Raw genomic sequence first — 24,841 nt, 5'->3', positions numbered from 1 at the left:
TCGCCTTTTTTACGCCCGGCGATCGGGCGGCAGTATTAACAGATCTAACCGACCAGACGAGGAGAAGCAGTAATGAAAGCCTATCAGCGCCAGTTTATCGAGTTCGCGCTTAACAAGCAGGTATTGAAATTCGGCGAGTTCACCCTGAAATCCGGCCGCACCAGCCCGTATTTCTTTAATGCCGGCCTGTTTAATACCGGGCGCGATCTCGCACTGCTGGGGCGTTTCTATGCCGAAGCTCTGATGGATTCCGGTATCGAGTTCGATCTGCTGTTTGGTCCTGCTTACAAAGGTATCCCGATTGCCACCACCACGGCGGTGGCTTTGGCAGAGCACCATGAGCGTGACGTGCCTTACTGCTTTAACCGTAAGGAAGCCAAGACCCACGGCGAAGGCGGCACGCTGGTAGGCAGCCCGCTGCAGGGCCGCGTGATGCTGGTGGATGATGTGATCACTGCCGGTACGGCTATCCGTGAATCCATGGAAATCATCGGTGCCAGCGGCGCAACGTTGGCCGGCGTGCTGATTTCACTCGATCGTCAAGAACGCGGTCGTGCGGATATTTCAGCCATTCAGGAAGTTGAGCGTGACTATCACTGCAAGGTGATTTCCATCGTGACGCTGAAGGATTTGATTGTTTATCTCGAAGAAAAGCCAGAAATGGCGGATCATCTGGCGGCGGTGCGCGCCTATCGTGAGCAGTACGGGGTTTAACGCAGAATCTAGGTTATCGGGCGCGTTAAATGCGCCCGATAACGGGGTTATTGCAGCTGTGCCGCCAGCAGTGGCCAGCGGCCATCGAACTCTTGGGTTGGGCGATAGCGGAATTCAGATCGCACGTAGCGCGACAGCATCCCCTCGCAGAACGCCAGCAGCTGGCTTGCCAGCAGCGTTTCGTCCACGATAAAGCCTTTGCCTTCCCGCAGTTTTCGCTCTTTCAGTACCTGACGCAATTGCGCTTCAATGCGTTCAAACAGCTGGTTGATTCGGCCTTGCAGTCGATCCTGTTCAAACATCAACGCATGGCCGGTCATGATTCGCGTCAGGCCAGGGTTGCGTTCGGCGAACCCCAATACCAGCAGCAAAATCAGGCGCAGGCGATTAAAGGTCTCTTTTTCATCCTGCAAAATCAGGTTGATGCGCGTTATCAGGCTGTCTTCAATAAACTCGATCAGGCTGTCGAACATCCGCGTTTTGCTGGGAAAGTGCCGGTACAGTGCAGCTTCGGAGACTCCGACGTTAGCGGCAAGTTTAGCGGTGGTAATACGCTGGCTACCGTCGCTGGACTCCAGCATCTGGGCTAATGCCTGCAGTATTTCCTCGCGCCGATTCCTTTTGATATTTTCTTTTTCTGCCATGTCTGATTAGACCCTTGCTAAAACTGCTTAGACTTTCGGAAACCCGGGCACCGGCCGTTGCAGAGAAAGCTCTGTGCGGCTTATGTGATAGCTTTTTTACGATGCTGGGGTCAGCGGCCTTAACGACCTGTATTCTCCGTGCGCCCTGGTATGCGCTGTAATCGTAGTCGGCCAAATCTTGCCATGGAGCTGTCCTTCTCTCCGGGGTAGCAAGATTTAAGGCGACAATCCTTGTCGTCGGTCAGGTCTCGGGCAGCGCTTAGTGGCGGCCTGAGTGGCCAAAGCCACCGGCACCGCGTTCGCTGCTGTCGAACTCTTCTACCAGATTGAATTCGGCCTGTACGACCGGCACGAACACCATCTGCGCGATACGTTCACCTGGCTCAATAGTGAAGGATTTCTGACCACGGTTCCAGACGGAAACCATCAGTTGGCCCTGGTAATCAGAGTCGATCAGGCCGACCAGATTGCCCAGCACCACACCGTGTTTATGGCCCAGACCGGAACGCGGCAGGATCACTGCGGCAAGATCGGTGTCGGCAATATGAATAGCCAGGCCCGTTGGCAGCAGCGTGGTTTCACCCGGCGCCAACTCGACGGCGCTGTCCAGGCAGGCGCGTAGATCAAGGCCTGCGGAACCTGGGGTGGCGTAGGTCGGTAAAGGGAAATCCTTTCCGATACGCGGGTCGAGGATTTTAACGTCGATTTTTTTCATCATAACGGCTGACTATCTCGTCTATTAAACGTTGGCCAAGGAGTGCCTTGTCGCTCAGCGGCAGGCGCTTTTCTCCATTCTGCCAAAAAAGGTGCAAGGCATTGGTGTCGCTGTTAAACCCATGCTCTGCAAGCGATACATCGTTAGCGCAAATTAAATCCAGTTTCTTACGCGCCAGTTTTTGTCGCGCGTATTCTTCCACATTCTGGGTTTCGGCAGCAAACCCCACGACAAAAGGCCGATTTTTGGTCATCGCGGCAACGCCGGCAACGATATCGGGGTTTTTTACCATTTTGAGGATGATTTCATCACCCTGTTTTTTTATTTTTTCATCGGAAATCTGCTCGGCACGGTAATCGGCCACGGCGGCACAGGAAATAAAAATATCCTGTTGGCCGGCGCCTTGCTGGACCGCCTGCTCCATTTCCAATGCGCTGATCACATCTACACGGTCGACCGACGGCGGCGTTGGCAGGGTGACCGGCCCGGCGATCAGCGTGACCTGCGCACCGCGTGCGGCGGCGGCGGCGGCGATGGCAAAACCCATCTTACCGGAGCTGTGGTTGCTGATGAAACGAACCGGATCCAGCGCTTCGCGCGTGGGGCCGGCGGTGAGCATAATCTTTAAATGTTTCAGATCTTGCGGTGCGGAGAAATGGCTGTTCGCCAGTTCGACGATTTCCAGCGGATCGAGCATGCGGCCTGGGCCGACGTCGCCACAAGCCTGGCTGCCACTGTCAGGCCCCCATAGCAGTATGCCGCGCGCCTGCAGCGTCTGCAGATTGGCCTGGGTGGCGACGGCGCGGTACATCTGTTGATTCATGGCGGGTGCGGCAGCGATCGGTGCCGCCGTGGCCAGGCAGACGGTGGTCAGCAGGTCGTTGGCCATTCCGGCAGCGACGCGCGCCAGCAAATCGGCGGTGGCCGGGGCCAGAATCACCAGGTCCGCCCATTTACCGAGCTCAATATGACCCATGGCAGCTTCGGCAGCGGGATCCAGCAGATCGTCCGATACCGGGTAGCCGGAAACGGCCTGCAGTGTCAGCGGCGTTATAAAGGCTTTCGCCGCGCCGGTCATTATCACACGCACTTCCGCGCCTCTGTCACGCAGGCGGCGTACCAGTTCTGGGCATTTGTATGCGGCGATACCGCCACTGATGCCAAGCACAATATGTTTGCCGGAAAGTCCCGTCATCATGATTGTCCGATTGAATCCGAAAGATGTGCCATTTTAGCATAACCGTCCGACAGGTGAGTGATTCCGCTGCGCCTGCAACGCGTTACATTGTGCTTTGCGCAGCACTTCGCAATGTTATCAAACACCTGTCGTGGGCTGCTTCGCTGCGTGGCATGCTGTGGCGTTTTCGGGGGGCGATGATGAGCAGTCAGGTAATCACCCTGTGGCAGGACACATTGGCGCCACGGGAAAAATTGTTGCATTACGGGGCTTCGGCATTGTCCGATGCGGAGCTGCTGGCCATTTTCCTGCGCACGGGCTTTCCCGGTGTGCACGTTATGCAACTGGCAGAGCAATTATTGGCGCAGTTTGGCTCGCTGTATCACCTGATGTCGGCAGATCATTCGGTTTTTTGCAGCCATAAAGGGCTGGGGAATTCCAGTTATGCCCAACTGCAGGCGATTTCGGAGCTGGCGTTCCGCTTCTTTTCCAGTCATCTGGCACAGGAAAATGCCATGCTCAACCCCAGGATGACCCAGCATTATCTGCAAAGTTTGCTGGCGCACCATGAGCGGGAAGTGTTTTTGGTATTGTTTTTAGACAATCAGCACCGTGTTATTCGCCATCAGGAGATGTTTGCTGGTACCATCAGCAGCGTCGTCGTACACCCGAGAGAAATTGTGCGCGAAGCGTTGAAGGCTAATGCGGCCGCCATTATTCTGGCGCATAATCATCCTTCGGGTAAGGCTGAACCCAGCCACGCCGACCGTTTGATAACTGAGCAAGTGGTTAATGCCTGCCTGTTATTGGAGATCCGAGTGCTCGATCATTTGGTTATAGGTCGGGGTGAATGCGTCTCTTTTGCCGAGCGCGGATGGCTTTAAGCGATTTTTTCGCGATCCTTATGGGATCTTTAGCTGTTCGGGACTTGAGCACTTACGCTTCAGAGCGTATACTACGCCACCTTTGAGAATCTTGGGTTTGGCGCAAGAGCCTATCTCAGCAGGTTTCTAACCTGATGTGTGGTTTCTGACCTGATGACGAGAGTCTCCTCAGTGTGAAGTTTGCTGAGATGGGCTCTAAAAGCCTGACGAGGCGGCCATACCCTATACGAAGCTCGAGCTGATTTGATTTTTGGAGAATAGACATGTCCCGAGTCTGCCAAGTTACTGGCAAGCGCCCGGTGAGCGGTAACAACCGTTCCCACGCAATGAACGCGACCAAACGCCGTTTTCTGCCGAACCTGCACTCACACCGTTTTTGGGTTGAGGCTGAGAAGCGCTTTGTAACTCTGCGTGTATCTGCTAAAGGTATGCGTGTTATCGATAAGAAGGGTATTGAGACGGTCTTGGCCGATCTGCGTGCCCGTGGTGAGAAGTATTAAGGAACTGAATCATGGCTAAAGGTGTTCGCGAGAAGATCAAGCTGGTTTCTTCTGCTGGTACTGGTCACTTCTATACCACCACGAAGAACAAGCGTACTAAGCCGGAAAAATTGGAACTGAAGAAATTCGATCCAGTTGTCCGTCAACACGTACTGTACAAAGAAGCTAAAATTAAATAATTTTAGTGGATTAATAAAAACCCGGCCTCGGCCGGGTTTTTTGTTTTATAAAGGTAGGAAATCAACGGGAGAGCGCCAGATGCCTGAATTACCAGAAGTTGAAACCAGCCGACGCGGGATTGAGCCTTATCTTGTCGGGCACAGCATTCAATATGCGGTGGTGCGCAATGCCCGCCTGCGCTGGCCGGTTTCCGAGCAAATTCTGGCGCTGAGCGACCAACCGGTGCGCAGCGTGCAACGCCGTGCCAAGTATCTGCTGATTGAACTGGACCACGGTTGGATTATCGTTCACCTGGGTATGTCCGGCAGCCTGCGCATGCTGGCTGAGGAAGCCGAGGCCGGCAAGCATGACCACGTCGATCTGGTGATCAGCAATGGCATGATCCTGCGCTATACCGATCCCCGCCATTTTGGCGCCTGGTTATGGTGCGAGGACCTGGCGGCCAGCAACGTGCTGGCGCACCTGGGGCCGGAACCGCTAAGCGAAGCCTTTAACGGCGCTTACCTGTACGAAAAGTCACGCAACAAGCGCACGCTGATCAAACCCTGGTTGATGGATAACAAGCTGGTGGTCGGGGTCGGCAACATCTACGCCAGTGAATCGCTGTTTACCGCCGGGATCTTGCCAGACCGTCCAGCAGGCTCGCTGAGCAAAGCGGAGGCGGAGTTATTGGCGGAGACCATCAAGGCGGTGTTGCTGCGTTCAATCGAACAGGGGGGCACCACGTTGCGCGATTTCCTGCAGTCAGACGGTAAACCGGGTTATTTCGCGCAGGAGTTACAGGTGTATGGCCGCGCGGGTGAGCCTTGTCGTGCGTGTGGTACGCCGATTGAGTCTGCCAAACACGGGCAGCGCAGCACTTTCTTCTGCCGTCGCTGCCAGCGCTGATTACTGTTCGGCGAGCTTTTCGAACAATGCCTGTGTGACCACCGCAGGCAGGAAAGGGGATATATCGCCGCCGTGGCGTGCGACTTCCTTCACCAGGGTAGAGGAAATAAACGACCACTCTTCGGAAGGCATCAGGAATACGCTTTCCAGCGTCGGCATTAAATGACGGTTCATGTTCGCCAACTGCAATTCATATTCAAAGTCAGAGACTGCACGCAAGCCGCGTACCAGAATATTGGCATTCTGATGGGCGGCAAAGTGTGCCATCAGTTCACTGAACCCCAGCACTTCCACGTTATCCAGATGCGACGTCACCTGGCTGGCCAAGGCTACGCGTTCATCCAGCGTGAACAGCGGTTTTTTGCTCGGGCTCGCGGCAATGGCCAGGATGACGTGATCGAACATCAAAGATGCGCGCGTCACCAAATCCAGGTGGCCGTTAGTCATGGGATCGAAAGTACCGGGATAAATGGCTTTACGGGTCATGATTCACTTCTCTGAATAGTTGCGGCCCAATGCCCAGAGTGCGGCATATTTATTGAAAGTATATTGCGCGTTGACCACGGCTAACAGCAACCCCTGTTTACCGTCCAGGAAGCCGGCACGCAGCAGCCAGGTTTTGCAAAAGGCGCCAAGGGTATGGGTCATTATCGACAGATAGCCACAGCGCTTGCCGGCCTGGTGGCGTTGAATAGCCCACTCTTCAGCATAACGCAGTTGTTTGCGCTGAAAGGCAAAAAAGTCACGGCAGGTCAGGTGCAGCAGGTCGCCGCTAAGGGGCACCACTTTCGCTCCGTCAGTATTGAGCGATTCGTGCACCAGATTGTCGTTATAGCGATAACGCTGATTGGCATACAGGCGGTTGACGCGATCGGGATACCAGCCGCTGTGGCGCATAAAGCGCCCAAGGAACAGGTTGCGGCGTGCGCAGCTGTAAACCTTATTCTCATCCGGCGCGGCCAGCGTTTGTTCAATCGACCGGCGCAATTCCGGCGTAACGCGTTCGTCGGCGTCAATCATCAGAATGTAGTCGTGGCTGGCGTAACTTTGAGCCAGTTGTCGCTGTTTGCCGAAGCCCTGCCAGTCGGTATGGGTGAACACTTTGGCACCCAGGCTTTCGGCAACGGCGACGCTGTCATCCTGGCTGCCAGAATCGAGCATGACGATTTCGTCTGCCCAGGCAACGGAGTTCAGGCAGTCCGGCAGCAACCCGGCCTCGTTCTTGGCGATAATCACCACCGATAGGCTTCTACGGTCGCTCATTTAATGGCTCCGTGGCGGCAGGTGCGGTTCCAGTAGTTGCAGCAGGCGCTGCAGCGCTCCCTGGTTTTGATACAGCACTTCCACCGCGTGGCGCCCGTAATAGCGACGATAGTCTTCATCGGTGAGCAATGTAGCCACTTCCTTGACCAGCGATTCCTCGTTGGTCACGGTGATCAACCCCTCGGCTTGCGACAGTTTGGCGCAAATGTCCTTGAAGTTGAAGGTATGTGGCCCCATCAGCACCGGGATGGCGTGTGCAGCGGCTTCCAACGGGTTATGCCCGCCGCGTTCCACCAGGCTGCCGCCAACGAAGGCCAGGTCGGCAATGCCGTACAGCAGCATCAGCTCGCCCATGGTATCGCCGATCACCACCTGAGTGCCGCCGGAAGGAATTTCACCGCTGCTGCGCAGGGTGTAGCTAAAACCGGCTTTCTGCACCAGATCTTTGGCCGTCGCAAACCGCTCCGGATGACGAGGCACCAGGATCAGCAGCAGGTCAGGATGTTTTTCCAGCAGTTTGCGGTGCGCCGCCAGCAGAATGCTTTCTTCGCCTTCATGGGTGCTGGTGGCGATCCACACCGGGCGACGCGGCGCCCATTGGCGGCGCAATGTGACCGCGCGTGCGGCCAGCTCCGGGGTGACGGAAATATCGAATTTCAGACTGCCAGTGACGGTAAGCTGCGAGCGCTTCAGGCCCAGTTCGATAAAGCGCTCGCCATCTTCCTGATTTTGCGCGGCGATCAGCGTAATACGGCGCAGCATATCACGGACAAAACCGCCGATTTTTTTATAGCCGGCGGCTGAGCGGGCAGAGAGGCGGGCGTTGGCGATCACCAGCGGGATTTGGCGCTGGTGCAGAGCGTTAATCAGGTTGGGCCACAGCTCGGTTTCCATGATGATGACCAGCTTGGGATTCACCTGATCCAGGAAGCGGCGCATCGAGCCAGGCAGATCGTAAGGCAGATAAACATGATGAACGTCTTTACCAAAGGCGGACTGCACGCGTTCTGAACCTGTCGGTGTCATCGTGGTCACAGTAATCGGTAAATAGGGGTAGCGGTGGCGTAGTGCGCGGACCAAGGGGATGGCGGCCAGCGTTTCACCCACAGAGACGGAATGCAGCATGATCCCGCCCGGCACGACTTTGCCGGCGCAGAAGCCATAGCGTTCTGCCCAGCGTTTACGGTAGGCTGGAGCTTTGCGGCTGCGCCACAGTAAGCGGAGCCAGATCAGGGGTTGGATAAGGTAGAGTAGTACCTGATATAAACGCAGCAACATTCTATCAATTTCATTTATATGGGTTATTCAGAATAGTACCATAACTGGAAGGGAAAGGCGCTAATTTGGTAACCTTGGGTGTCAGTTTCAGACAACAGGCGAGAGATTTCGCTGATAGGCTTGGAATGAAGAATATTTTAATTATTCGCCGTGACAATATTGGCGATCTTGTTTGTACCACTCCGTTGATCGAGGGGGTGAAAATTGCCTATCCGGACGCCAAACTTTATCTGTTAATCAATAAAGTTAGCCAGGATGTCGTTAAAAACAACCCACATCTGGAAAAAGTCTTTGTCTATAAAAAAGCAAAGCACAAGGCGAAAAATGAAACCACGCTGGGGGTTTATTTCGAACGGCTGATGATTTTCCTTCAGCTGCGTAAAATAAAATTCGACGCGGCCATCCTGGCCAATCCGGTACCCTGCAAGTACAGCCTGCGATTGGCAAAAATGGCCGGGGTCAGCAATATCATTGGCGCAGATTTAGGCACGCCTGATATTCATCACCCTTTCCGCAAGGCGAATTTCAGCGGAAAACACCAGGTAGAACATACCTTCAGCTACCTCTCGGCCATTACCGAACAACCTATCCCTATCCCACCGGTGCGGGTGTTTCTGACACCGGAAGAGCGTCAGCAGGCAGCGCAGCGGTTGCAGGCCTGCTTACCGCCAGTTGAACGGATCTGTGCCGTTCATATCAGTAGCCGCAGCCCTAAGCGGCGTTGGCTGATCGAGCGCTATGCCGAAATTATCAATCGCTTACTTGCTGAACCCAACACGGCAGTCCTGATTTTTTGGTCGCCTCAGGGCACGCTGACGCCGGATGATATTGGCGATCAGAAACGTGCAGAGCAGCTGTTGGCGCTGTGCCAGAACGAGCGTGTGGCGCTGTACCCAACGGCGTCGGTGCGTGAATTACTGGCCGGCTTTGATTTATGCGACAGGGTGTTGTGCAGTGATGGCGGGCAGATGCATCTGGCCGCCGCATTGAATAAAGATATGGTGGTGTTCTTTGGTGATACGGATAAAGAATCCTGGCACCCATGGTCCGGCCGCTATCACATTTTGCAGACCGAATCGGGTGACTGTATTGATGTGCCCGTTGATGACGTTTGGGAAAAAATACAGGCGTTTAATTAATTAAAAATAAGGCAGGGTTTCCCCTGCCTTAATTATTTTTTGAGCGCTAAATATTGCTGACAAATAGGCTGTAGCCCATAGCTCAGCAGCTGTTGGTGATTAATCTCCGAGGGAGTGGCATACATTTCCGTCATTTTTTCCGCCAGCGATTTTTCATTGAGATCCGCCAGCGCGTTCTCCATTCCCGCTTTTTCCAGAATTTCCGCAGGACCGCCCGGGCAACGGGTGCTGACCACCGGCGTACCGCACAGCAGCGCTTCAACCAATACGTTGCCAAAGCCCTCGCTGTCGGAGCTCAGCACCAGCAGGGATGCGTGGCGAATAAACGGATAGGGATTGGCCTGGAAGCCGAGAAACAGCACGCGCTCGGCAATGCCCAGTTGGCTAGCCAATTGCTTCACCTGCGCGATATGGGATTCGCTGCCGGTGCCGATCAGCGCCAGAGGTGCCTGTATACCCGATTGGGCGTAGGCTTTCAGCAGGCGATCGTGCCGCTTGTGAGCATGAAAACGCCCAACGTGCACCAGGTAATCTTTGCCCGCCAACTCGCAGGGTTCTGCCGCCTGCTGCTCGATGCTGGCAATATCGAACGGATTGTTGATCACTTCCAGTCTGCTTGGCTGGATCGGCAGGTTCCGCTGTAAATCGTCCCCAACGGCCTTTGATACCGCAACGATATTTCTGCCTTGGTAAACCGTCGCAATTTTTCGCTGTTTCAACCAGCGATCCAGTCCCTTGCGGTGGCCCAGATAAGAGGTTGAAAGGATGCCGTGAATGCAGAACCACAGGCGATCTGACGAGAGCAGTTTGCTGCGGCTGACGATGCGATCGGTTTTATGCAAGTTGGAGAACACCAAATCATAGGCGCCATTTTGCCGTTCATTGTCGGCGATGGCTTTGTCCAACGCGGCGGCGCGGCGCGACAGTTCGGTCAGTTTGCGCCATGGCGAACGGCTGCTGTCCGCCACCACCTGGTAGTGAATACCGTTAGGGATCGGGTAGTTACAGACATCGCGCAATGAAATCAGGCTGACGTCATTGCCCATTTGCTGCATGCCCTGGCACAGCGTCAGCACCACTTTTTCTGCGCCGCCGCCAGGCAGACCGTCGATAATCATCAGAATACGCATAGTTAATCCAGCAGCCGGTTATAAAGGGAAATCAGCTGTTCCGACAGGTGTGCCGGGGTAGCCGACATGATACGTAATCTTGCGGCTTCACCCATGGTGGAGCCCTGAGCCTGACGTGGCAACGCAGTGATCGCCTCGATTAACGCCGGTACGTCGAGGGCATCGGTCACAAACCCATTTTGCCCCTGAGTGATAAATTCGGCACCGCCACAGGTGGTACTGGTGATCACCGGCAGGCCACAGGACATGGCTTCCAGAATCACGTTGGGGAACGGGTCGTACAACGTCGGTAATAACAGCGCATCGGCGGCCTGGTAGAAGGGCAGCGTTTGTTTCTGCACTCCCATAAACCGGACCCGATCGCTGCAACCGAGCGACTGCGCCAACGCCTGATAGCGTTTTTCGGCCTTATCTTTGCCCACCACCAGCAGATAGCTGTCGGTGGCCGCGACGGCGCGGATGGCGGCGGCCAATCCTTTACGTTCAAAACCTGAGCCGACAAAAATCAGGCAGTGCGCCTGCTGTGGGATCTGATATTGCTGACGTAGCTGCTGTCGCTGTTCGGCATTGGCGGGCAGAAATTTTTGATTATCAATGGCGTTGTAGATCACCGTGATTTTATCGGCGGGAACACCGAAATCATCGATTATTTCCTGTTTGATCATTTCTGCGTTGCAGATGACCGCTTTCAGCTCCGGTGCGGCGTACATCGCTCTTTCCGCACACATAACGTAGCGATGGTAGCGGTTGGAGAACAGCCACTTGCGGCGCCATTCCGGCAGCAGGCGCGCCCGCTGCAATAGCCAGCGACGATGTACGCCATCGCCGGCGCGATAAATATCGCAACCCGGAATGCGCTCATGGCTTTGCACCAGATCGAAATGTTCTTTTTGCCACAGGGTTCTGGCCGCGTCGGCAAAGCCGCGTTCACGGCTGATGCGGCCTAATTTCAGCGGATTGCACAGGTGAATGTGCCAGTTCGGATTGGCATCACCCTGCCATTCGCGGGTGATGACGTTAAGATCGAGGTCCTGCTGTTCCAGTGCCTCCAGGGCGCGTGAGACGAAACGCTCAGCTCCACCGTCCGGACGGTATTTTTGGCGAACGATCGCCAAACGAAATGCTTTCATGCCAGCGTGCTCCGCGCGGCTGCAATCACCGCGTCTGTAGGAATAAGGTCCAGATAACGTTCATCGGTGCCGGTATCAATCGCATCCGGATCGGGCAAGGAGCCATAATCACCGGCCCATATCACGCGGCCAATGACCTGCCATGGACGCCAGAACACCAGTTTGGAAGGGCCAAATAGCGCGACGCAAGGGGTCTGTAGCGCGGCGGCCATGTGCATAGGCACCGAATCTACGCCGATAAACAGTTTAGCGTGGTCGATCAAGGCAGCCAGTTGCCGCAGCGTCAGTTGCCCGGCCAGGGACACTACGCCCTGTGGCGGACAGAGCGCCAGAATGCGTGCCACCATTTCGCGTTCTTTCGGATCCGGGCCAGAGGTGATCACCAATGAGTGACCGTCGGCCTGCAACGCGCTGATGGTGGCAGCCATTTTTTGTTCACTCCAGCATTTGAAGAACCAGCGGGAAGTGGGTTGCACCACAATATAATCACCGGTGATACCCTGTTGCTGCAACAACTGCTCGCAGGCTTGCCAGTCCTGCGGTGGATAGCTCATAGTGACCTGCTGACTGACGTCTGGCAAACCAAGTGGCTGTAACAGCGACAGGTTTTGTTCAACGGTATGCAACCGGGCATGATCGTTGACCGGTACCAAATGTGTGTGGCAGTGTCGCCATAAGAAGCCCTGGCGTTTGGGGAAATCGAACCCCAGCCGGATACGAGCACCGGTCAGCCGGGCGAGAATAGCGCTGCGCCACTGATCGGCCAGGTTGACCACCAGATCGTAACGCCGGGCCTTGAGCTGTCGGATCAGATTCAGTTCATGGCTCAGGTGCGCTTTCGTACCCTGTTTTTTCCATTGACGATCGATAACGAAGACGTTCGACAAAGCCGGATGACTGGCCAGCATCTCCTGGGTTTCTTTATACAGCAGTACGTCGATCTGTGCCTGCGGGTAGTTTTGCTGCAGGGTATTGATGACCGGCGTGATCAGCAACATGTCGCCGTGGTGGCGAAGTTTAACGATCAAAATACGCTGTATCGAGGTATCAGGAGCAAGGGCTGGCGCGTCGTTCATCATGAGTCGCTTTCAGGGAAACCAATCTTTGATTCTAAATGACCCGATCGCATGTGGCTACTGTTGCACGGTTTTCTTGCCGTGAAGAGAAAAAATCGCCTTGGGAAGTGACAAAATGCCTTCAACGTTGTCAAAACCAGGCACTAAAGTCGATTGCCCTGGCGAAACGCCCTGCGTAACATAATGCATTCTGTTGATATCAGGCCCGATATTTATGACCAAACCGGCATTTCTCATCACCATTGATACCGAAGGCGACAATCTGTGGCAAAACCACGATCGCATTTTGACCGAAAACACGCGCTTTTTACCGCGCTTTCAGGCGCTGTGTGAGAAATATGGCTTTAAGCCGGTGTACCTCACCAACTATGAAATGGCGATGGATGCAGAATATGTCGAGTTCGCTCGCGATGTGATTGCCCGCGGCACCGGCGAAGTGGGGATGCATCTGCATGCCTGGAACAGTCCGCCGCTGACGCCGTTGACCGAAGATGACTGGCGGCACAAACCCTATCTGATCGAATACCCGGCCGAACAAATCCGCGCCAAGGTCGATCACATGACCAAACTGCTGGAAGACAGCTTCCAGACAAAAATGCTCAGCCATCGCGCCGGGCGTTGGGCGTTTAACGAATACTATGCCGCCTTGCTGCTGGAGTACGGTTATCAGGTGGATTGCTCGGTTACGCCGCGCGTTAACTGGCAATATTCACCGGGTAACCCTCAGGGTAACGGCGGTACGGACTATCGCCATTTCCCATCGCAGGCTTATTTTATCGATCCGGAAAATATCGCCAAAGCGGGCGTGTCGTCGCTGCTGGAAGTGCCGATGAGCATTCAGTATAAGCATTCTGCGCTGATGAATACGCTGAAGCAGGGTTACGATCGGCTGCGGGGCAAACAGCGTTCGCCGTCGGTTAACTGGCTGCGCCCAAGCGGCGGTAACCTGGAAAAAATGAAGGGGGTGGCTGAGCGCTGTTTGGCGCAGGGGCATGACTACGTGGAATTTATGCTCCACTCTTCCGAGTTTATGCCTGGTGGCAGCCCAACCTTTAAGACCGAGCAGGATATTGAAGTGTTGTACCGTGATTTAGAGCAGCTGTTCGCCTGGTTGCAGCAGCGTACGGTTGGCATGACGCTGGCCGAGTATTATCAACTTAAAGTGAACTGACATGTCGAAAAAATGGAAAATTAAGGTCGCGGATTGGTTTTTGCGACGTTACACCGCAAAGTCCGGCCGTTTCCAGGATAAGGCGACTTTCGACAGTCGGCTGCAGTTTGACAATATCGTCATCTATTCCACGACGGCGCTGGGCGACTTTATGTTTAACACGCCTGCGCTGCGGGCGATGCGGGAACGCTATCCGAACGCGCATATTACTCTGGTGGTTCACAAGAAGAATCAGGAACTGGTGGAAAACGGTCGCTACTACGATCGCGTGGTGTATTGGGACAGCAAAATCAAAAGCCTGCGTCCGCTGTTGAAGTCGCTGCGTGAACACCAGCCGGATTTGGCGCTGATCCTACACTCACATTTGCCGTACGACATTATCAGCGCCGTTTTATCCGGGGCCAAATACATTATCCGGGATAACTACAGCTCCGGAATTTGTGGGCTGGAACCTTGGTTGACCAACTATATCTTCCATTACTACGGCCATTTTATTCGCCGCAAGTTGGAGCTGATTTCCATTTTGGGTTGCCGCAGCGACGATCCCACCATGGAAATTCCCGCGCCATATCAACCGGGCGTCAAAAGCAGCGAGCACTGCACTATCGGCTTTCAGTTGGGCGCTTCTACCGAATCGCGCTGTTGGCCGGTATCGCATTTTGCCCGGTTGGCCGATGAGCTGGTGGCCAAGCATGCCAATGTGCGCATCGTGCTGATTGGCGGGCCTTTCGACGAAGGGAAAGCGCAGCAGTTTCTGAGCCAGGTTAGCCCTCAAACCCGGGAGTGTGTAGACAACCGCATCGGCAAAACGGGATTACAGGCGTTGCTGACGCTGATCGACAGCTTCCATGTGCTGGTCACCGGCGATACCGGCCCACTGCATTTAGCCGTAGCGCTGAAGGTAAAAACCATCAGCCTGTTTGTCACCGCGGATTCGCGCTCTACCGGACCGATTCAGGATCCGGAGCTGCATCGGATCATTCAGGTTTCCCGTACCGGCTATACCCTGCCGCTGGAGGCTGAAAGCCCGATGGGCGTGATCCAGCCGCAGCGTATTTACGCTGAAGTGGTGGATCATTTATCGCTGAATAAAGAGTGAGTTAGCGCTTTTTCAGTTGCCAGCGCATTTTTGACAGCCAGGTATCCACGCGTGCGTACCGCATTTGGCGGATTTTTTTTCGCGATACGCCGCTGTTGCTACAAACTTCAGCCAGGCGTTTGAAGGTACCCAGTGTCTCCGGCTCAAAGTGATAGTAACCGTACAGCGCTTTCGACATCCCTCTGATTTCTGAAAAACAGTTCCCGAGCATCAGAGCCGCCAGCTGGCGCAGTGGCTCGTCACCTCGGTGCTGTTCGACAAAACTCAACATTTTCCCCGTCGCAAAAAGCATGTCCTCAATATCCTTGGGTTTGATATTGCGGGTGATCCCCTGACTGTTATCTCGATAGAAATAGAGCACATGGTCGAGATGAGCAATTTTGCGCGTTTTGAAATATTGAAAAGGCGTGAAAATGACATCTTCATAGCGGCGACCGTCTTCGAAGCGATCACCTCCCAACAATGAGCGCCGATAGACACGGCTCCACAGGTGCCACATTGAGTGGGCAAATAACGGAGTGAGACAGGCCAGGCCCTGGCCAGCAAAGTCATAAGTGCTGCGGCGGATCGTGGCGCCGACAGGCTGTACCGGCGGACTGTCAGCAAATTTCTGATAATTAAAATCGATCAGGTCGTCTTCGTCTGCCTGCAGCAGCGGCCGCAGAATGGCCAGATAGTCGCTGCTCAGCAAGTCGTCGCCGTCGAGGAAGGTGACATAGCGCCCGGTAACCTGCTGCAAGCCAACGTTGCGGGTACGGGCGATACCGCTATTTTCCTGCGCAATAAAGATCACATGGGGATGTCGGCGTTCTGCTAACAGTTGGCGTACCAGCGAGGCGGAATTGTCGGTCGATCCGTCATCAATGATGACCACCTCGATATCATCGCCGATCTGGTTGAACAGCGAGCTCAGGCTGGCAACGACGAAATTTTCGTTGTTGTAAAATGGCACGATAACGCTGAGCAGAGGCGGCGATGAGTTCATGAGGTTAATCCTGTGCGACCGACGTTTTTTTCACTGAAAGCACGCTGGCAATAATCGCCAGGCAAAAAATTGCCGTACCTTCAGTACTAAAGAATATGACGTCGCTGAGCCCATACACAAACAGGCTGAAGGTCACACCCAGCAACAGTGCATTGCGATGAGGTTTTAATGAGGAAACAAATAAGCCGATGTAGAGCGCCAGTAAAAACAGGGCCCCCCAGACGCCTTTGAGCGAGTAGGTTTCCAGCAGCTCGTTATGCATATGCACATTGATATAAGGCATTACGCCGGCCAAATGCGGCTCGTGTAAGACCATGGCGCGAATTTCTTCTCCACGCTGTTCGGCAGATTGACCCAGCGGTGCCTCTGAACCTGTGTGAATCGCGGCAATCTGCATCGAAATGCGGGAAATAATTGAGTTCTCGGTTTGAGGCTGATCGATCAATCGCAGGTCGGTTTGAAATGCGGTAATCCGCTGTTCAATCTGTGATTTGAAGACCAGACCACTGGCGAGCAGCAACAGTGGAACCGAGGTTATCAGCAGAATTTTGTGTTTATGGGAAATCAGGTTTTTCGTTGCCAGTATCGACAGGCCTACCGCAACCGGATAGACCAGCATCGCCGCCCGAGTGCCCGTCAGCACCAGCGTGGAGAAGGTGACCAGAAAGCCGATGATATACAGCGGAATGCGATATTTTGTTCGCAGCATCAGAATCGCCTGCAGCATGACCAGATTGATGGCGGTAATCAAATAGGCGGCAACGGTAGCGCGATCGAAGTTAATCTCTACGCGGCCAATATTCAGCCACAATCCCTGATAGAGGGAATAACCGTTAACCGCAATACCTGCCATCAACGCAATAACAATAAATGCGCGCTGCATGCAAAGGCGTTCATTTAACGCAATCAGCAGAATAAAGGCGGTGGCGATCTGTAACTTGCCCGTCGACATGTATGAACGGTAAATATTGATGTACTCGCCCGGTTGTTTGAAGTGCTGCAACCAGAAAATGCTCCCCATACCTACGCAGAAAAACAGAACGGGCACGATAAGGTTTCTTTTGTTTTTAAAGTAATACTTCAGGTTTAAGCAAACGGCGATAAATGAGATATAGCTGGCGACATAAAAAAGATTGCGCCCGGTGTCGGAAGCGAAGGGGATAGTACAAAATGCGATAGCGCATCCCAAATAGATCAGATAACTGAAGACAGGATGCGGTGTGGTTTCTTTGAGTAGTTGCATGGGACTGGGTTTCCGGCTCGCATTAAGATTGAGCAATAAATGATTTCAGCGCGTCGTCGAATTCTGTTTTGAACCTAGCGTAGCTGAAATGTTCGACCGGGTAACGCTGCGCATTTTGACTCATGCTTTGATACGTTTCCGGCACTATCAGCTTTTCCACTGCATCTGCGCACTCCAGGTGCGACAGCAGTTTAGGCATGACCAGCGTATCGCTGACCGGATCATAGACTTCATGAGGGAAATCCACCTTGATGCCCGTTAGCCGTTGATGTTCTTCAATCGTTACCGAGGGGGTTAAGCCAATACCGCAGTGTCGATCTTTAATCACCTCTGGCTGGCCATCGACCTGCGGGAATATGACCGGCACGCCGAAATACAAAGCTTCCATACAGGATAAGCCGAAGGGTTCGGTGATCGGCGTACTCATATAGATATGTGTGCGGTTGAAAAAGTCCGCGACGTTATCCTGAAAACCGCTGAAGATGACCCGATCGTCCAGCTCGAGCTTTTCCGCCAAGGCTTCAAATTCTGCCCTGTCGGGTCCCTTGCCTGCAATTTCCAGGGTGACATCGTGCCCGCGGCGCAGCAGTTCCTGCATCATCAGCAACGACACGCTGATGCCTTTCAGGCTGACCAGGCGCGAGGCGGTGCCTATTCTGATCGGCTTGCCGAGTGGTTTCAGGCTATCGCTAATACCGGAGGGCGTTTTTAGTCGATTGATCACCACGTGATTCGGGCAGGGCAAATTAAAGCGCAGTTCCATCACCCGCTTTGAGGCAAATGAGGCCGAGATCACCCCGTCCAGCATGGTGAGAAAACGTAAGGTCTTTTGATTCTTGGGGTAGCGCCATGAGCAGCCATGATCGTAGTAAACCAGCTTACCGCGCTTCGGTTTGGCAGCCAGCCCGGGCACCAGGTCCCAAACGATGACCACGTCGGCATTGGCCTTTTCGATTTTGCTTTTCAGCAGGTATTTGCGCAAAAACTGCGGGCAGCGCAGTGGCAAAGCGTTTACCAGCCGGTTGGCAAAGGTGACTTTCTGGTCAGGCATTTGCCGGCGGATCTCTTCACCGACCTCGCTGCTGATGCAAATCACCTCGTTACTGCCGTCGGTGGTGTCGTTGATGTACTGCAAGAACAGGCGTTCGACGCCACCCATCTTCCCTAAATTGATAACGTGCAGCTTTTTCATCCAATAACCTTTTGCAACTCGGCCCAGACTGAGCCGGCGGAGAGCGTTGCCATGCTTTTTTCTGGAGAAATCAGAGAGTGTTGATTCTGACCGTAACCGCCGATCAATCCTGGATCGGTGGGACCAAACAGCGTGATATTCGGCCTGTCGAGTGCGGCGGTCAGGTGGCTAAGGCCGGTATCAACCGAAACCACGCATTTCGCACCGGCCAGCACTTCGGCCACCTGCTGCAGACTGAGTTTGGGTAAAACCTCGACGTGCGGGAAACCTTCCGCCAAACGCAGTGCGCGCTGGCGTTCGTGTTCTGCACCCCACGGCAATTTGATCTTCAACCCGCTTGCCTCTGTTAACGAAATCAGCTCGCGCCAGTGCGTTTCCGGCCAGTGTTTATCATCGCGGGTGGTGGCATGCAAAAACACCAGATACCGCCCGGCATCGGCCGGCAGATGGCTGAGAAAGCGGGCTGCAATGGCGTAATCACCGACGCTGTCGGGCTTTTCGTAGCCCAGGCTTTTGGCGAACAGCTCGCGCGTACGTTCGACGGCGTGTTGCTGTTTGTCGATATCGTAGCGGTGATTGTAGAACCAGCTGGCGAAGGGCTCACGGGCGCTTTTGCTGTCCTGGCCGTGTTTGCTGCCTTTGGCGATGCGGGTGATCAGCGCGGCGCTTTTGATTAGCCCCTGGGCGTCGATCACCGCGTCGTAATTTCGCTCCTGCACCACGCGTTTAAAATCGCAGCGTTGCTGACGGGTTTCGCTGCCAAACCAGTTTTTGCGCCAGCGGCGTATCGCCACCGGGATCACGCGATCTACTGCCGGATGCCAGGTAGGGATTTGGCTGAAGCCTTCCTCGACCACCCAATCAAAACGGATGCCGGGAATGGCCTGCATGGCATCGGTGAGTGCCGGTAGCGTGTGGAGCACATCCCCCATGGACGAGGTTTTGACAATCAACACCTGCATGCTTATTCCTCGCTGGCGGCAAGTAACGGCGTCAGCGCGTCCAACACCTGCTGTGGCTGAATATCGATCAGGCTCTGATGGTAACCCTGATCGGCATCACCTTTGCGTATCTTATGGTAACCGCTAATTAAACGGATCACTTTGGCCTTGTCGGACAGCGGCGGCGTGAAGTCCGGGCTGCTTGGGCCGTACAAGGCTATCAGCGGTTTATTCAACGCCGCTGCAACGTGCATCAAACCTGAGTCGTTACTGACCACGGCCGAACAGGAGGCCAACAGGATCACCGCTTGCTCCAGCTGCGTTTCCCCAGCCAGATTCATGCAAAAGCCGCGGGCGTCGTCATCCAGCGCGGCGCGGATCTGTTCACCCGCCTCATTATCCTTGGCGGAACCGAACAGGGCGATTTGATAACCCTGATCGATCAGCTTTTGCGCCAGAGCGGCATAGTGATAATGCGGCCAGCGTTTGGCCGGACCGAACTCGGCGCCGGGGCAAAAGCCGATAATCGGCCGATGATCGGTCAGGTTGAAGGCGGCAGTTGTTTCGGCAATTTCTTCGTCGCTGACCTGCAGTTGCGGCCACAGTAGCGGCTGCGGCAGATCTTCTGCGCGTTGAATGCGTTGTTTGTCGTAGGCCAGCGCCACATAACGCTGCACCATCAATGGGAAAGCGGCCTTGTCCAATACGCGAATATCATTCAGCAGGCCATAGCGCATTTCCCCGCGCCAACCGACGCGCCGTGGCACCTGGGCAAAAAAAGGCACCAGCGCCGATTTGAAGGAGTTCGGCAACACGTAGGCGCGATCGTATCCGTTGGCGCGCAGAGCATGCCCCAGACGACGGCGCTCACTGAGCGCCAGCGCGCCGTGACCTAACGGCATCGACAGGGCCTGGTTGACCTCCGGCATACGCGCCAGCAATGGACGGCACCAGGCCGGTGCCATCACATCAATTTCTGCCGTCGGGTGCTCGGCCTTCAGGGTGCGGTAGAGACTTTGCGACATCATCATATCGCCAACCCATGAAGGGCCGATAACCAGTATTTTCATACCCTATGTTTGTTCCTTCAGCTTAGGCGGTGCGGTTTAACCAGGCCATGTACTCTTTCACGCCTTCGGCGACCGTTTTGAACGGTGCGTCATAGCCGGCGGCGCGCAGCTTGGTCAGGTCGGCCTGGGTAAACGCCTGGTAACGGCCTTTGAGTTTTTCCGGGAACGGGATGTTTTCCACCGCGCCTTTCTGATGGAAGTCGACCACCGCGTCGGCCACTGCCTGGAAGGTTTCTGCACGGCCGGTGCCGCAGTTGAAGATGCCGGAGACGCCGCTTTTCAAGAACCACAGGTTAACTGCCGCCACGTCGCCGACGTAGATGAAGTCACGTTTGAAATCCTGGCTACCGTCGAACAGTTTCGGGTTCTCGCCGCGGTTGATCTGGCTGTTCAGGTGGAATGCCACGCTGGCCATGCTGCCTTTGTGGCCTTCACGTGGGCCGTAGACGTTGAAATAACGGAAGCCGCAGATCTGCGAGTCTGCCTCAGGCAGAATTTCACGCACGTACTGGTCGAACAGGAATTTCGAGTAGCCGTAGACGTTCAGCGGCTCTTCAAACTGGCGCTCTTCGATAAACTCTTCACGACCGCCGTAGGTGGCTGCAGAAGAGGCGTACAGGAATGGAATTTCGCGATCCAGGCAGTAGTGAAGCAGATCTTTGGAGTACTGATAGTTGTTGTCCATCATGTACTTGCCGTCCCACTCGGTGGTGGACGAGCAGGCGCCTTCGTGGAAAACCGCGTCTATTTCACCCAGATCGTCACCGGCCACGATATTGGCGATGAAATCTTCTTTGTCGATATAGTCGGCGATGTCGAGATCGACCAGGTTGGCGAATTTGGTGCCGTCTTTCAGGTTATCTACCACCAGGATATCGCGATACCCTGTGTCATTCAGCGCTTTAATGATATTGCTGCCGATCATGCCGGCGCCACCAGTGACGATAATCATTGGGTTACCCCTGTTATTCTGCCCGGTGGGACACGGTGTCCCACGCTCAATGCCGCTTATAATAGCATTTCATGCCGCTGCAAACATCGGACGGGCTCTGATTATCCCGTGATGTCGAGCACTGCAGTACTTTGCCGTGATATCTGCTGCAATTTTCATATTCTCTCCCGCTGATTCTCGTCAGTTTGGTTACAAATCAGTAAAATATGTTGAAAACAGCCCAATCCTGGAGATAACCGAATGTCCGCGTCTTTTTATCAGCAGTTGGAACAACAACTTGAGACCACCCGTAGCGAGGGATTGTTCAAAGAAGAGCGCATTATTACTACCGCTCAGCAGGCTGATATCGCCGTAGCCGACGGCAGCCATGTGATCAATTTCTGCGCCAACAACTACCTGGGCCTGGCTAACCACCTGGCGATGATCGCGGCGGCCAAGGCCGGTATGGACAGCCACGGTTTCGGCATGGCGTCGGTGCGCTTTATTTGCGGCACCCAGGACAGCCATAAACAGCTGGAAAAAAAGCTGGCCGACTTCCTCGGGATGGAAGACGCCATCTTGTATTCCTCTTGCTTTGACGCCAACGGCGGGTTGTTCGAAACCCTGTTGGGGCCGGAAGACGCCATTATCTCTGATGCCTTGAACCATGCTTCGATCATCGACGGCGTGCGTTTGTGCAAGGCGAAGCGCTACCGTTACGCCAACAATGATATGACTGAACTGGCCGCACAGCTGAAGCAGGCCAAGGCTGATGGCGCACGCCATATCATGATCGCCACCGACGGCGTGTTCTCGATGGACGGCGTTATCGCCAACCTGAAAGGGGTGTGTGACCTGGCAGATCAGTACCAGGCGTTGGTAATGGTGGATGATTCCCACGCGGTCGGTTTCGTTGGTGCCAATGGGCGCGGTACCCACGAGTATTGCGAGGTGATGGGACGCGTAGACATCATTACCGGAACCCTGGGCAAGGCGCTGGGCGGTGCTTCCGGCGGTTATACCGCAGCGAAAAAAGAGGTCGTGGAGTGGCTGCGTCAGCGTTCGCGTCCTTATCTGTTCTCCAACTCGCTGGCGCCGGCGATTGTCGCCGCGTCGATCAAAGTATTGGAATTGCTGGAGCAGGGCGATGCATTGCGCGATCGTCTGTGGGCCAATGCGAGCCTGTTCCGCGAAAAAATGACCGCGGCGGGCTTTGAGCTGGCCGGGGCCGATCACGCCATCATCCCGGTGATGTTGGGTGAAGCAAAACTGGCGCAGGAATTCGCCAATGCGTTGCTCAAGGAAGGCATCTATGTGACAGGTTTCTTCTATCCGGTGGTGCCGAAAGGCCAGGCGCGTATCCGCACCCAGATGTCCGCCGATCACACCCCGGAGCAAATTGAGCGTGCGGTTGCGGCGTTCATTCGTATCGGTAAAGATCTTGGCGTTATTGCATAAGGTAAAACCATGAAAGCATTGTCAAAACTGAAAGCGGAAGAAGGGATTTGGATGACCGATGTGCCTCAGCCGGAGCTGGGCCATAACGACATCATGATTAAAATCCGGAAAACCGCGATCTGCGGTACCGATGTTCATATCTATAACTGGGATGAATGGTCACAGAAAACCATCCCGGTGCCTATGGTCGTCGGCCACGAGTACGTGGGTGAAGTGGTTGCCATCGGCCAGGAAGTCAAAGGGTTCAACGTCGGCGACCGCGTTTCCGGCGAAGGCCATATCACCTGCGGCCATTGCCGCAACTGCCGGGGTGGCCGCACTCACCTGTGCCGCAATACCACCGGTGTGGGGGTGAACCGTCCTGGTTCTTTTGCCGAATATCTGGTGATCCCGGCGTTCAATGCCTTCAAAATCCCGGACAATATCTCCGATGAGCTGGCGTCAATCTTCGACCCGTTCGGCAATGCGGTGCACACCGCGCTGTCGTTTGACTTGGTAGGCGAAGACGTGCTGGTTTCCGGCGCCGGCCCTATTGGCATCATGGCCGCGGCGGTATGCAAACACGTTGGCGCCCGCCACGTGGTGATTACCGACGTCAACGAATACCGTCTGGATCTGGCGCGTAAAATGGGCGTGACCCGTGCGGTGAACGTCAGTAAAGAAAACCTGAACGACGTGATGGCCGAGTTGGGCATGACTGAAGGGTTTGACGTAGGGCTGGAAATGTCAGGCGCGCCACCGGCGTTTCGTTCGTTACTCAACGCGATGAACCACGGCGGACGTATTGCCATGCTGGGTATTCCACCGTCGGATATGTCGATCGACTGGAATCAGGTGATCTTCAAAGGGCTGTTTATCAAAGGGATTTACGGTCGCGAGATGTTTGAAACCTGGTATAAGATGGCGGCGCTGATCCAGTCTGGTTTGGATCTGACGCCTATCATTACTCACCGTTTCTCGATCGACCAATTCCAGCAGGGCTTTGACGTCATGCGCTCCGGCCAGTCCGGGAAAGTGATCCTGAGCTGGGACTAACCGTAAAAAGGGCCGGAATTCCGGCCCTGATTTTATGCTTTGGGCTTATCTGGCGTTGGGTCCGTCCAGCGTTGCCACTGACGTTTAATGAAGGTCACGGCCGGCGACTGGGTCACGCTTTCGCCGATCACGTTCATGACCTTGCCCGCGTTGACTTTTTCCTTCGGCAACTTGACCTTACACTGCTTGATCCCGCCATTGAACGGGTTCTTCGGCTGCGGTTTCTGCGGCTTGGCCGGTGGTGGGACATAGCTGCCGCCACTGCCGCCGCCCTGTGGTTCGTTCAGCAGCGAGCTGGGTTTCACCAGCACGATGTCGCTCGGCAGCGTGGGCAGCATTTGCTGCAGCACTTTCACCGTAGTCGGGCGCGGATGACCAATGGCGATAGCGGAACCGTTGCGCCTCGCCAATTCGACGGCCCGGTTGAACTGGCGACGGATATCGGCTTCGTTGGCCGTGTCGTCCAGGAACACCTTACGCTTGATCACCTTCACATGGGTACCGGCCGCGGCTCGGGTGGCCTGGCTGTTGCCGATGGTCATGCTGTCGAGGAAATAGAGTTGGTAGCTGTCGAGCGCCTGCATGACTTTCTGCATACCCGGCAGGCTGGAGGTCATGGCGCTGCCCATGTGATTATTCATACCCACCGCATAGGGCACATTATTGACCGCATTGCGGATAATGCGCTGGATCTCTTCGCTGCTCATGGAAGGCTGTAGCGTGTCGCGTTCCAGCGGTTGCTTGCTGAGCGGCGCCATCGGCATGTGGATCAGCACTTCACGCCCCTGACTGTGGGCGCGGGTAGCCATTAAACGGGCATGGGGGGCATTGGGCAGCACCGCGACGGAGATGGCCGTCGGCATTTGCAGCACCGCACCCTCTTCGTGCGGGCGATAACCCACGTCATCGATAACGATGGAGAGTTTCCCTGCCTGTGCGGCGCAGACCTGCAGCAGACAGCCAATCAAGACGGCAGTACGGATTTTGTTATAGCGCAA

Annotated in this window: 26 protein-coding genes; 10 read left to right on the top strand and 16 right to left on the bottom strand. The window is 54.9% G+C overall.

Features of this window, described 5'->3' with window-relative positions:
• Nucleotides 1-72 precede the first annotated feature (72 nt).
• The gene (gene pyrE / locus H5P17_RS14375) at nucleotides 73-714 is read left to right on the top strand and encodes an orotate phosphoribosyltransferase (protein ID WP_020837639.1); all 642 of its coding nucleotides are present in this window, start codon (nucleotides 73-75) and stop codon (nucleotides 712-714) included.
• Between the two features lie 47 nt (nucleotides 715-761).
• Here the strand turns inward: pyrE and slmA are convergent, their stop codons facing one another.
• From slmA to coaBC, 3 genes are all read right to left on the bottom strand, one after another.
• The gene (slmA, locus tag H5P17_RS14370) at nucleotides 762-1,358 is read right to left on the bottom strand and encodes a nucleoid occlusion factor SlmA (protein WP_020837638.1); all 597 of its coding nucleotides are present in this window, start codon (nucleotides 1,356-1,358) and stop codon (nucleotides 762-764) included.
• Nucleotides 1,359-1,617: 259 nt separating this feature from the next.
• Entirely contained in the window at nucleotides 1,618-2,076 is a 459-nt protein-coding gene (gene dut, locus H5P17_RS14365) for a dUTP diphosphatase (protein WP_046374864.1), read from the bottom strand.
• Nucleotides 2,054-3,271 carry a bifunctional phosphopantothenoylcysteine decarboxylase/phosphopantothenate--cysteine ligase CoaBC gene (gene coaBC / locus H5P17_RS14360; protein ID WP_182823587.1) on the bottom strand — a complete coding sequence of 406 codons (1,218 nt, stop codon included), beginning with the start codon at nucleotides 3,269-3,271 and terminating at the stop codon, nucleotides 2,054-2,056. Before coaBC ends, dut begins: the two co-directional genes overlap by 23 nt.
• 179 nt (nucleotides 3,272-3,450) lie before the next feature.
• Here coaBC and radC point away from each other — a divergent pair, with 179 nt between their 5' ends.
• The 4 genes from radC to mutM all read left to right on the top strand — a co-directional run bounded on the left by radC (nucleotide 3,451) and on the right by mutM (nucleotide 5,702).
• Entirely contained in the window at nucleotides 3,451-4,134 is a 684-nt protein-coding gene (gene radC, locus H5P17_RS14355) for a DNA repair protein RadC (protein ID WP_044554886.1), read from the top strand.
• Nucleotides 4,135-4,397: 263 nt separating this feature from the next.
• The gene (rpmB, locus tag H5P17_RS14350) at nucleotides 4,398-4,634 is read left to right on the top strand and encodes a 50S ribosomal protein L28 (RefSeq protein ID WP_004931195.1); all 237 of its coding nucleotides are present in this window, start codon (nucleotides 4,398-4,400) and stop codon (nucleotides 4,632-4,634) included.
• Between the two features lie 11 nt (nucleotides 4,635-4,645).
• Nucleotides 4,646-4,813, top strand: a complete 168-nt coding sequence (gene rpmG / locus H5P17_RS14345; RefSeq protein WP_002208990.1) for a 50S ribosomal protein L33 — start codon at nucleotides 4,646-4,648, stop codon at nucleotides 4,811-4,813.
• 79 nt (nucleotides 4,814-4,892) lie between these two features.
• A complete protein-coding gene (gene mutM, locus H5P17_RS14340) occupies nucleotides 4,893-5,702 on the top strand; it encodes a bifunctional DNA-formamidopyrimidine glycosylase/DNA-(apurinic or apyrimidinic site) lyase (RefSeq protein ID WP_182823586.1) in 810 nt (269 codons plus the stop codon).
• On the opposite strand, the gene coaD is transcribed toward mutM, so the two are convergent.
• Genes coaD through waaA form a run of 3 tightly spaced genes read right to left on the bottom strand, consistent with a single transcriptional unit; the run spans nucleotide 5,703 to nucleotide 8,243 of the window.
• On the bottom strand, nucleotides 5,703-6,188 hold the full coding sequence (gene coaD / locus H5P17_RS14335) for a pantetheine-phosphate adenylyltransferase (RefSeq protein WP_044554888.1): 486 nt from the start codon (nucleotides 6,186-6,188) through the stop codon (nucleotides 5,703-5,705).
• Between the two features lie 3 nt (nucleotides 6,189-6,191).
• On the bottom strand, nucleotides 6,192-6,965 hold the full coding sequence (locus H5P17_RS14330) for a glycosyltransferase family 2 protein (protein ID WP_182823584.1): 774 nt from the start codon (nucleotides 6,963-6,965) through the stop codon (nucleotides 6,192-6,194).
• On the bottom strand, nucleotides 6,966-8,243 hold the full coding sequence (waaA, locus tag H5P17_RS14325) for a lipid IV(A) 3-deoxy-D-manno-octulosonic acid transferase (protein ID WP_182823581.1): 1,278 nt from the start codon (nucleotides 8,241-8,243) through the stop codon (nucleotides 6,966-6,968).
• Nucleotides 8,244-8,368: 125 nt separating this feature from the next.
• Between waaA and H5P17_RS14320 the strand changes: the two genes are divergently transcribed.
• Nucleotides 8,369-9,382 carry a glycosyltransferase family 9 protein gene (locus tag H5P17_RS14320; protein WP_182823580.1) on the top strand — a complete coding sequence of 338 codons (1,014 nt, stop codon included), beginning with the start codon at nucleotides 8,369-8,371 and terminating at the stop codon, nucleotides 9,380-9,382.
• 32 nt (nucleotides 9,383-9,414) lie between these two features.
• On the opposite strand, the gene H5P17_RS14315 is transcribed toward H5P17_RS14320, so the two are convergent.
• Genes H5P17_RS14315 through rfaQ form a run of 3 tightly spaced genes read right to left on the bottom strand, consistent with a single transcriptional unit; the run spans nucleotide 9,415 to nucleotide 12,721 of the window.
• On the bottom strand, nucleotides 9,415-10,512 hold the full coding sequence (locus H5P17_RS14315) for a glycosyltransferase (RefSeq protein ID WP_182823578.1): 1,098 nt from the start codon (nucleotides 10,510-10,512) through the stop codon (nucleotides 9,415-9,417).
• Between the two features lie 2 nt (nucleotides 10,513-10,514).
• Complete coding sequence (locus tag H5P17_RS14310; protein WP_044554893.1) at nucleotides 10,515-11,642, bottom strand: glycosyltransferase family 4 protein; 1,128 nt, start codon at nucleotides 11,640-11,642, stop codon at nucleotides 10,515-10,517.
• Entirely contained in the window at nucleotides 11,639-12,721 is a 1,083-nt protein-coding gene (rfaQ, locus tag H5P17_RS14305; protein ID WP_182823576.1) for a putative lipopolysaccharide heptosyltransferase III, read from the bottom strand. The genes H5P17_RS14310 and rfaQ overlap by 4 nt, the downstream gene beginning before the upstream one ends.
• A gap of 211 nt (nucleotides 12,722-12,932) precedes the next feature.
• Here rfaQ and H5P17_RS14300 point away from each other — a divergent pair, with 211 nt between their 5' ends.
• Together H5P17_RS14300 and H5P17_RS14295 are read left to right on the top strand one after the other, a co-directional pair.
• On the top strand, nucleotides 12,933-13,889 hold the full coding sequence (locus H5P17_RS14300) for a polysaccharide deacetylase family protein (RefSeq protein WP_182823574.1): 957 nt from the start codon (nucleotides 12,933-12,935) through the stop codon (nucleotides 13,887-13,889).
• A gap of 1 nt (nucleotide 13,890) precedes the next feature.
• Nucleotides 13,891-14,988: a glycosyltransferase family 9 protein gene (locus H5P17_RS14295; RefSeq protein ID WP_182823571.1), complete on the top strand. Its 1,098-nt coding sequence runs from the start codon at nucleotides 13,891-13,893 to the stop codon at nucleotides 14,986-14,988.
• Between the two features lies 1 nt (nucleotide 14,989).
• On the opposite strand, the gene H5P17_RS14290 is transcribed toward H5P17_RS14295, so the two are convergent.
• Genes H5P17_RS14290 through rfaD form a run of 6 tightly spaced genes read right to left on the bottom strand, consistent with a single transcriptional unit; the run spans nucleotide 14,990 to nucleotide 21,371 of the window.
• Complete coding sequence (locus H5P17_RS14290) at nucleotides 14,990-15,973, bottom strand: glycosyltransferase (protein ID WP_182823570.1); 984 nt, start codon at nucleotides 15,971-15,973, stop codon at nucleotides 14,990-14,992.
• A gap of 4 nt (nucleotides 15,974-15,977) precedes the next feature.
• Complete coding sequence (locus tag H5P17_RS14285; RefSeq protein WP_182823568.1) at nucleotides 15,978-17,216, bottom strand: O-antigen ligase; 1,239 nt, start codon at nucleotides 17,214-17,216, stop codon at nucleotides 15,978-15,980.
• A 22-nt stretch (nucleotides 17,217-17,238) separates the two neighbouring features.
• Nucleotides 17,239-18,408 carry a glycosyltransferase gene (locus H5P17_RS14280; protein ID WP_182823566.1) on the bottom strand — a complete coding sequence of 390 codons (1,170 nt, stop codon included), beginning with the start codon at nucleotides 18,406-18,408 and terminating at the stop codon, nucleotides 17,239-17,241.
• Nucleotides 18,405-19,370 carry a lipopolysaccharide heptosyltransferase RfaC gene (gene rfaC / locus H5P17_RS14275; RefSeq protein ID WP_044554900.1) on the bottom strand — a complete coding sequence of 322 codons (966 nt, stop codon included), beginning with the start codon at nucleotides 19,368-19,370 and terminating at the stop codon, nucleotides 18,405-18,407. The genes H5P17_RS14280 and rfaC overlap by 4 nt, the downstream gene beginning before the upstream one ends.
• 2 nt (nucleotides 19,371-19,372) lie before the next feature.
• Nucleotides 19,373-20,419, bottom strand: a complete 1,047-nt coding sequence (rfaF, locus tag H5P17_RS14270; RefSeq protein ID WP_044554901.1) for an ADP-heptose--LPS heptosyltransferase RfaF — start codon at nucleotides 20,417-20,419, stop codon at nucleotides 19,373-19,375.
• Between the two features lie 22 nt (nucleotides 20,420-20,441).
• Entirely contained in the window at nucleotides 20,442-21,371 is a 930-nt protein-coding gene (gene rfaD / locus H5P17_RS14265) for an ADP-glyceromanno-heptose 6-epimerase (protein WP_182823564.1), read from the bottom strand.
• A 240-nt stretch (nucleotides 21,372-21,611) separates the two neighbouring features.
• Here rfaD and H5P17_RS14260 point away from each other — a divergent pair, with 240 nt between their 5' ends.
• Together H5P17_RS14260 and tdh are read left to right on the top strand one after the other, a co-directional pair.
• The gene (locus H5P17_RS14260) at nucleotides 21,612-22,808 is read left to right on the top strand and encodes a glycine C-acetyltransferase (protein ID WP_182823562.1); all 1,197 of its coding nucleotides are present in this window, start codon (nucleotides 21,612-21,614) and stop codon (nucleotides 22,806-22,808) included.
• A gap of 9 nt (nucleotides 22,809-22,817) precedes the next feature.
• On the top strand, nucleotides 22,818-23,843 hold the full coding sequence (gene tdh / locus H5P17_RS14255) for an L-threonine 3-dehydrogenase (protein WP_182823560.1): 1,026 nt from the start codon (nucleotides 22,818-22,820) through the stop codon (nucleotides 23,841-23,843).
• Between the two features lie 32 nt (nucleotides 23,844-23,875).
• On the opposite strand, the gene H5P17_RS14250 is transcribed toward tdh, so the two are convergent.
• A complete protein-coding gene (locus H5P17_RS14250) occupies nucleotides 23,876-24,841 on the bottom strand; it encodes a divergent polysaccharide deacetylase family protein (RefSeq protein WP_182823558.1) in 966 nt (321 codons plus the stop codon).

The sequence above is a fragment of the Serratia sp. OS31 genome (assembly GCF_014164835.1).
Classification (GTDB): domain Bacteria; phylum Pseudomonadota; class Gammaproteobacteria; order Enterobacterales; family Enterobacteriaceae; genus Serratia; species Serratia liquefaciens_A.
This window is presented reverse-complemented; position numbering and strand designations above follow the sequence as displayed.

What these genes read in the sequence shown, in the direction of transcription:
- pyrE (WP_020837639.1), top strand. Translation starts at nt 73, where the DNA reads ATGAAAGCCTATCAGCGCCAGTTTATCGAGTTCGCGCTTAACAAGCAG.
- slmA (WP_020837638.1), bottom strand. Translation starts at nt 1,358, where the DNA reads ATGGCAGAAAAAGAAAATATCAAAAGGAATCGGCGCGAGGAAATACTG.
- dut (WP_046374864.1), bottom strand. Translation starts at nt 2,076, where the DNA reads ATGATGAAAAAAATCGACGTTAAAATCCTCGACCCGCGTATCGGAAAG.
- coaBC (WP_182823587.1), bottom strand. Translation starts at nt 3,271, where the DNA reads ATGATGACGGGACTTTCCGGCAAACATATTGTGCTTGGCATCAGTGGC.
- radC (WP_044554886.1), top strand. Translation starts at nt 3,451, where the DNA reads ATGAGCAGTCAGGTAATCACCCTGTGGCAGGACACATTGGCGCCACGG.
- rpmB (WP_004931195.1), top strand. Translation starts at nt 4,398, where the DNA reads ATGTCCCGAGTCTGCCAAGTTACTGGCAAGCGCCCGGTGAGCGGTAAC.
- rpmG (WP_002208990.1), top strand. Translation starts at nt 4,646, where the DNA reads ATGGCTAAAGGTGTTCGCGAGAAGATCAAGCTGGTTTCTTCTGCTGGT.
- mutM (WP_182823586.1), top strand. Translation starts at nt 4,893, where the DNA reads ATGCCTGAATTACCAGAAGTTGAAACCAGCCGACGCGGGATTGAGCCT.
- coaD (WP_044554888.1), bottom strand. Translation starts at nt 6,188, where the DNA reads ATGACCCGTAAAGCCATTTATCCCGGTACTTTCGATCCCATGACTAAC.
- H5P17_RS14330 (WP_182823584.1), bottom strand. Translation starts at nt 6,965, where the DNA reads ATGAGCGACCGTAGAAGCCTATCGGTGGTGATTATCGCCAAGAACGAG.
- waaA (WP_182823581.1), bottom strand. Translation starts at nt 8,243, where the DNA reads ATGTTGCTGCGTTTATATCAGGTACTACTCTACCTTATCCAACCCCTG.
- H5P17_RS14320 (WP_182823580.1), top strand. Translation starts at nt 8,369, where the DNA reads ATGAAGAATATTTTAATTATTCGCCGTGACAATATTGGCGATCTTGTT.
- H5P17_RS14315 (WP_182823578.1), bottom strand. Translation starts at nt 10,512, where the DNA reads ATGCGTATTCTGATGATTATCGACGGTCTGCCTGGCGGCGGCGCAGAA.
- H5P17_RS14310 (WP_044554893.1), bottom strand. Translation starts at nt 11,642, where the DNA reads ATGAAAGCATTTCGTTTGGCGATCGTTCGCCAAAAATACCGTCCGGAC.
- rfaQ (WP_182823576.1), bottom strand. Translation starts at nt 12,721, where the DNA reads ATGATGAACGACGCGCCAGCCCTTGCTCCTGATACCTCGATACAGCGT.
- H5P17_RS14300 (WP_182823574.1), top strand. Translation starts at nt 12,933, where the DNA reads ATGACCAAACCGGCATTTCTCATCACCATTGATACCGAAGGCGACAAT.
- H5P17_RS14295 (WP_182823571.1), top strand. Translation starts at nt 13,891, where the DNA reads ATGTCGAAAAAATGGAAAATTAAGGTCGCGGATTGGTTTTTGCGACGT.
- H5P17_RS14290 (WP_182823570.1), bottom strand. Translation starts at nt 15,973, where the DNA reads ATGAACTCATCGCCGCCTCTGCTCAGCGTTATCGTGCCATTTTACAAC.
- H5P17_RS14285 (WP_182823568.1), bottom strand. Translation starts at nt 17,216, where the DNA reads ATGCAACTACTCAAAGAAACCACACCGCATCCTGTCTTCAGTTATCTG.
- H5P17_RS14280 (WP_182823566.1), bottom strand. Translation starts at nt 18,408, where the DNA reads ATGAAAAAGCTGCACGTTATCAATTTAGGGAAGATGGGTGGCGTCGAA.
- rfaC (WP_044554900.1), bottom strand. Translation starts at nt 19,370, where the DNA reads ATGCAGGTGTTGATTGTCAAAACCTCGTCCATGGGGGATGTGCTCCAC.
- rfaF (WP_044554901.1), bottom strand. Translation starts at nt 20,419, where the DNA reads ATGAAAATACTGGTTATCGGCCCTTCATGGGTTGGCGATATGATGATG.
- rfaD (WP_182823564.1), bottom strand. Translation starts at nt 21,371, where the DNA reads ATGATTATCGTCACTGGTGGCGCCGGCATGATCGGCAGCAATATCATT.
- H5P17_RS14260 (WP_182823562.1), top strand. Translation starts at nt 21,612, where the DNA reads ATGTCCGCGTCTTTTTATCAGCAGTTGGAACAACAACTTGAGACCACC.
- tdh (WP_182823560.1), top strand. Translation starts at nt 22,818, where the DNA reads ATGAAAGCATTGTCAAAACTGAAAGCGGAAGAAGGGATTTGGATGACC.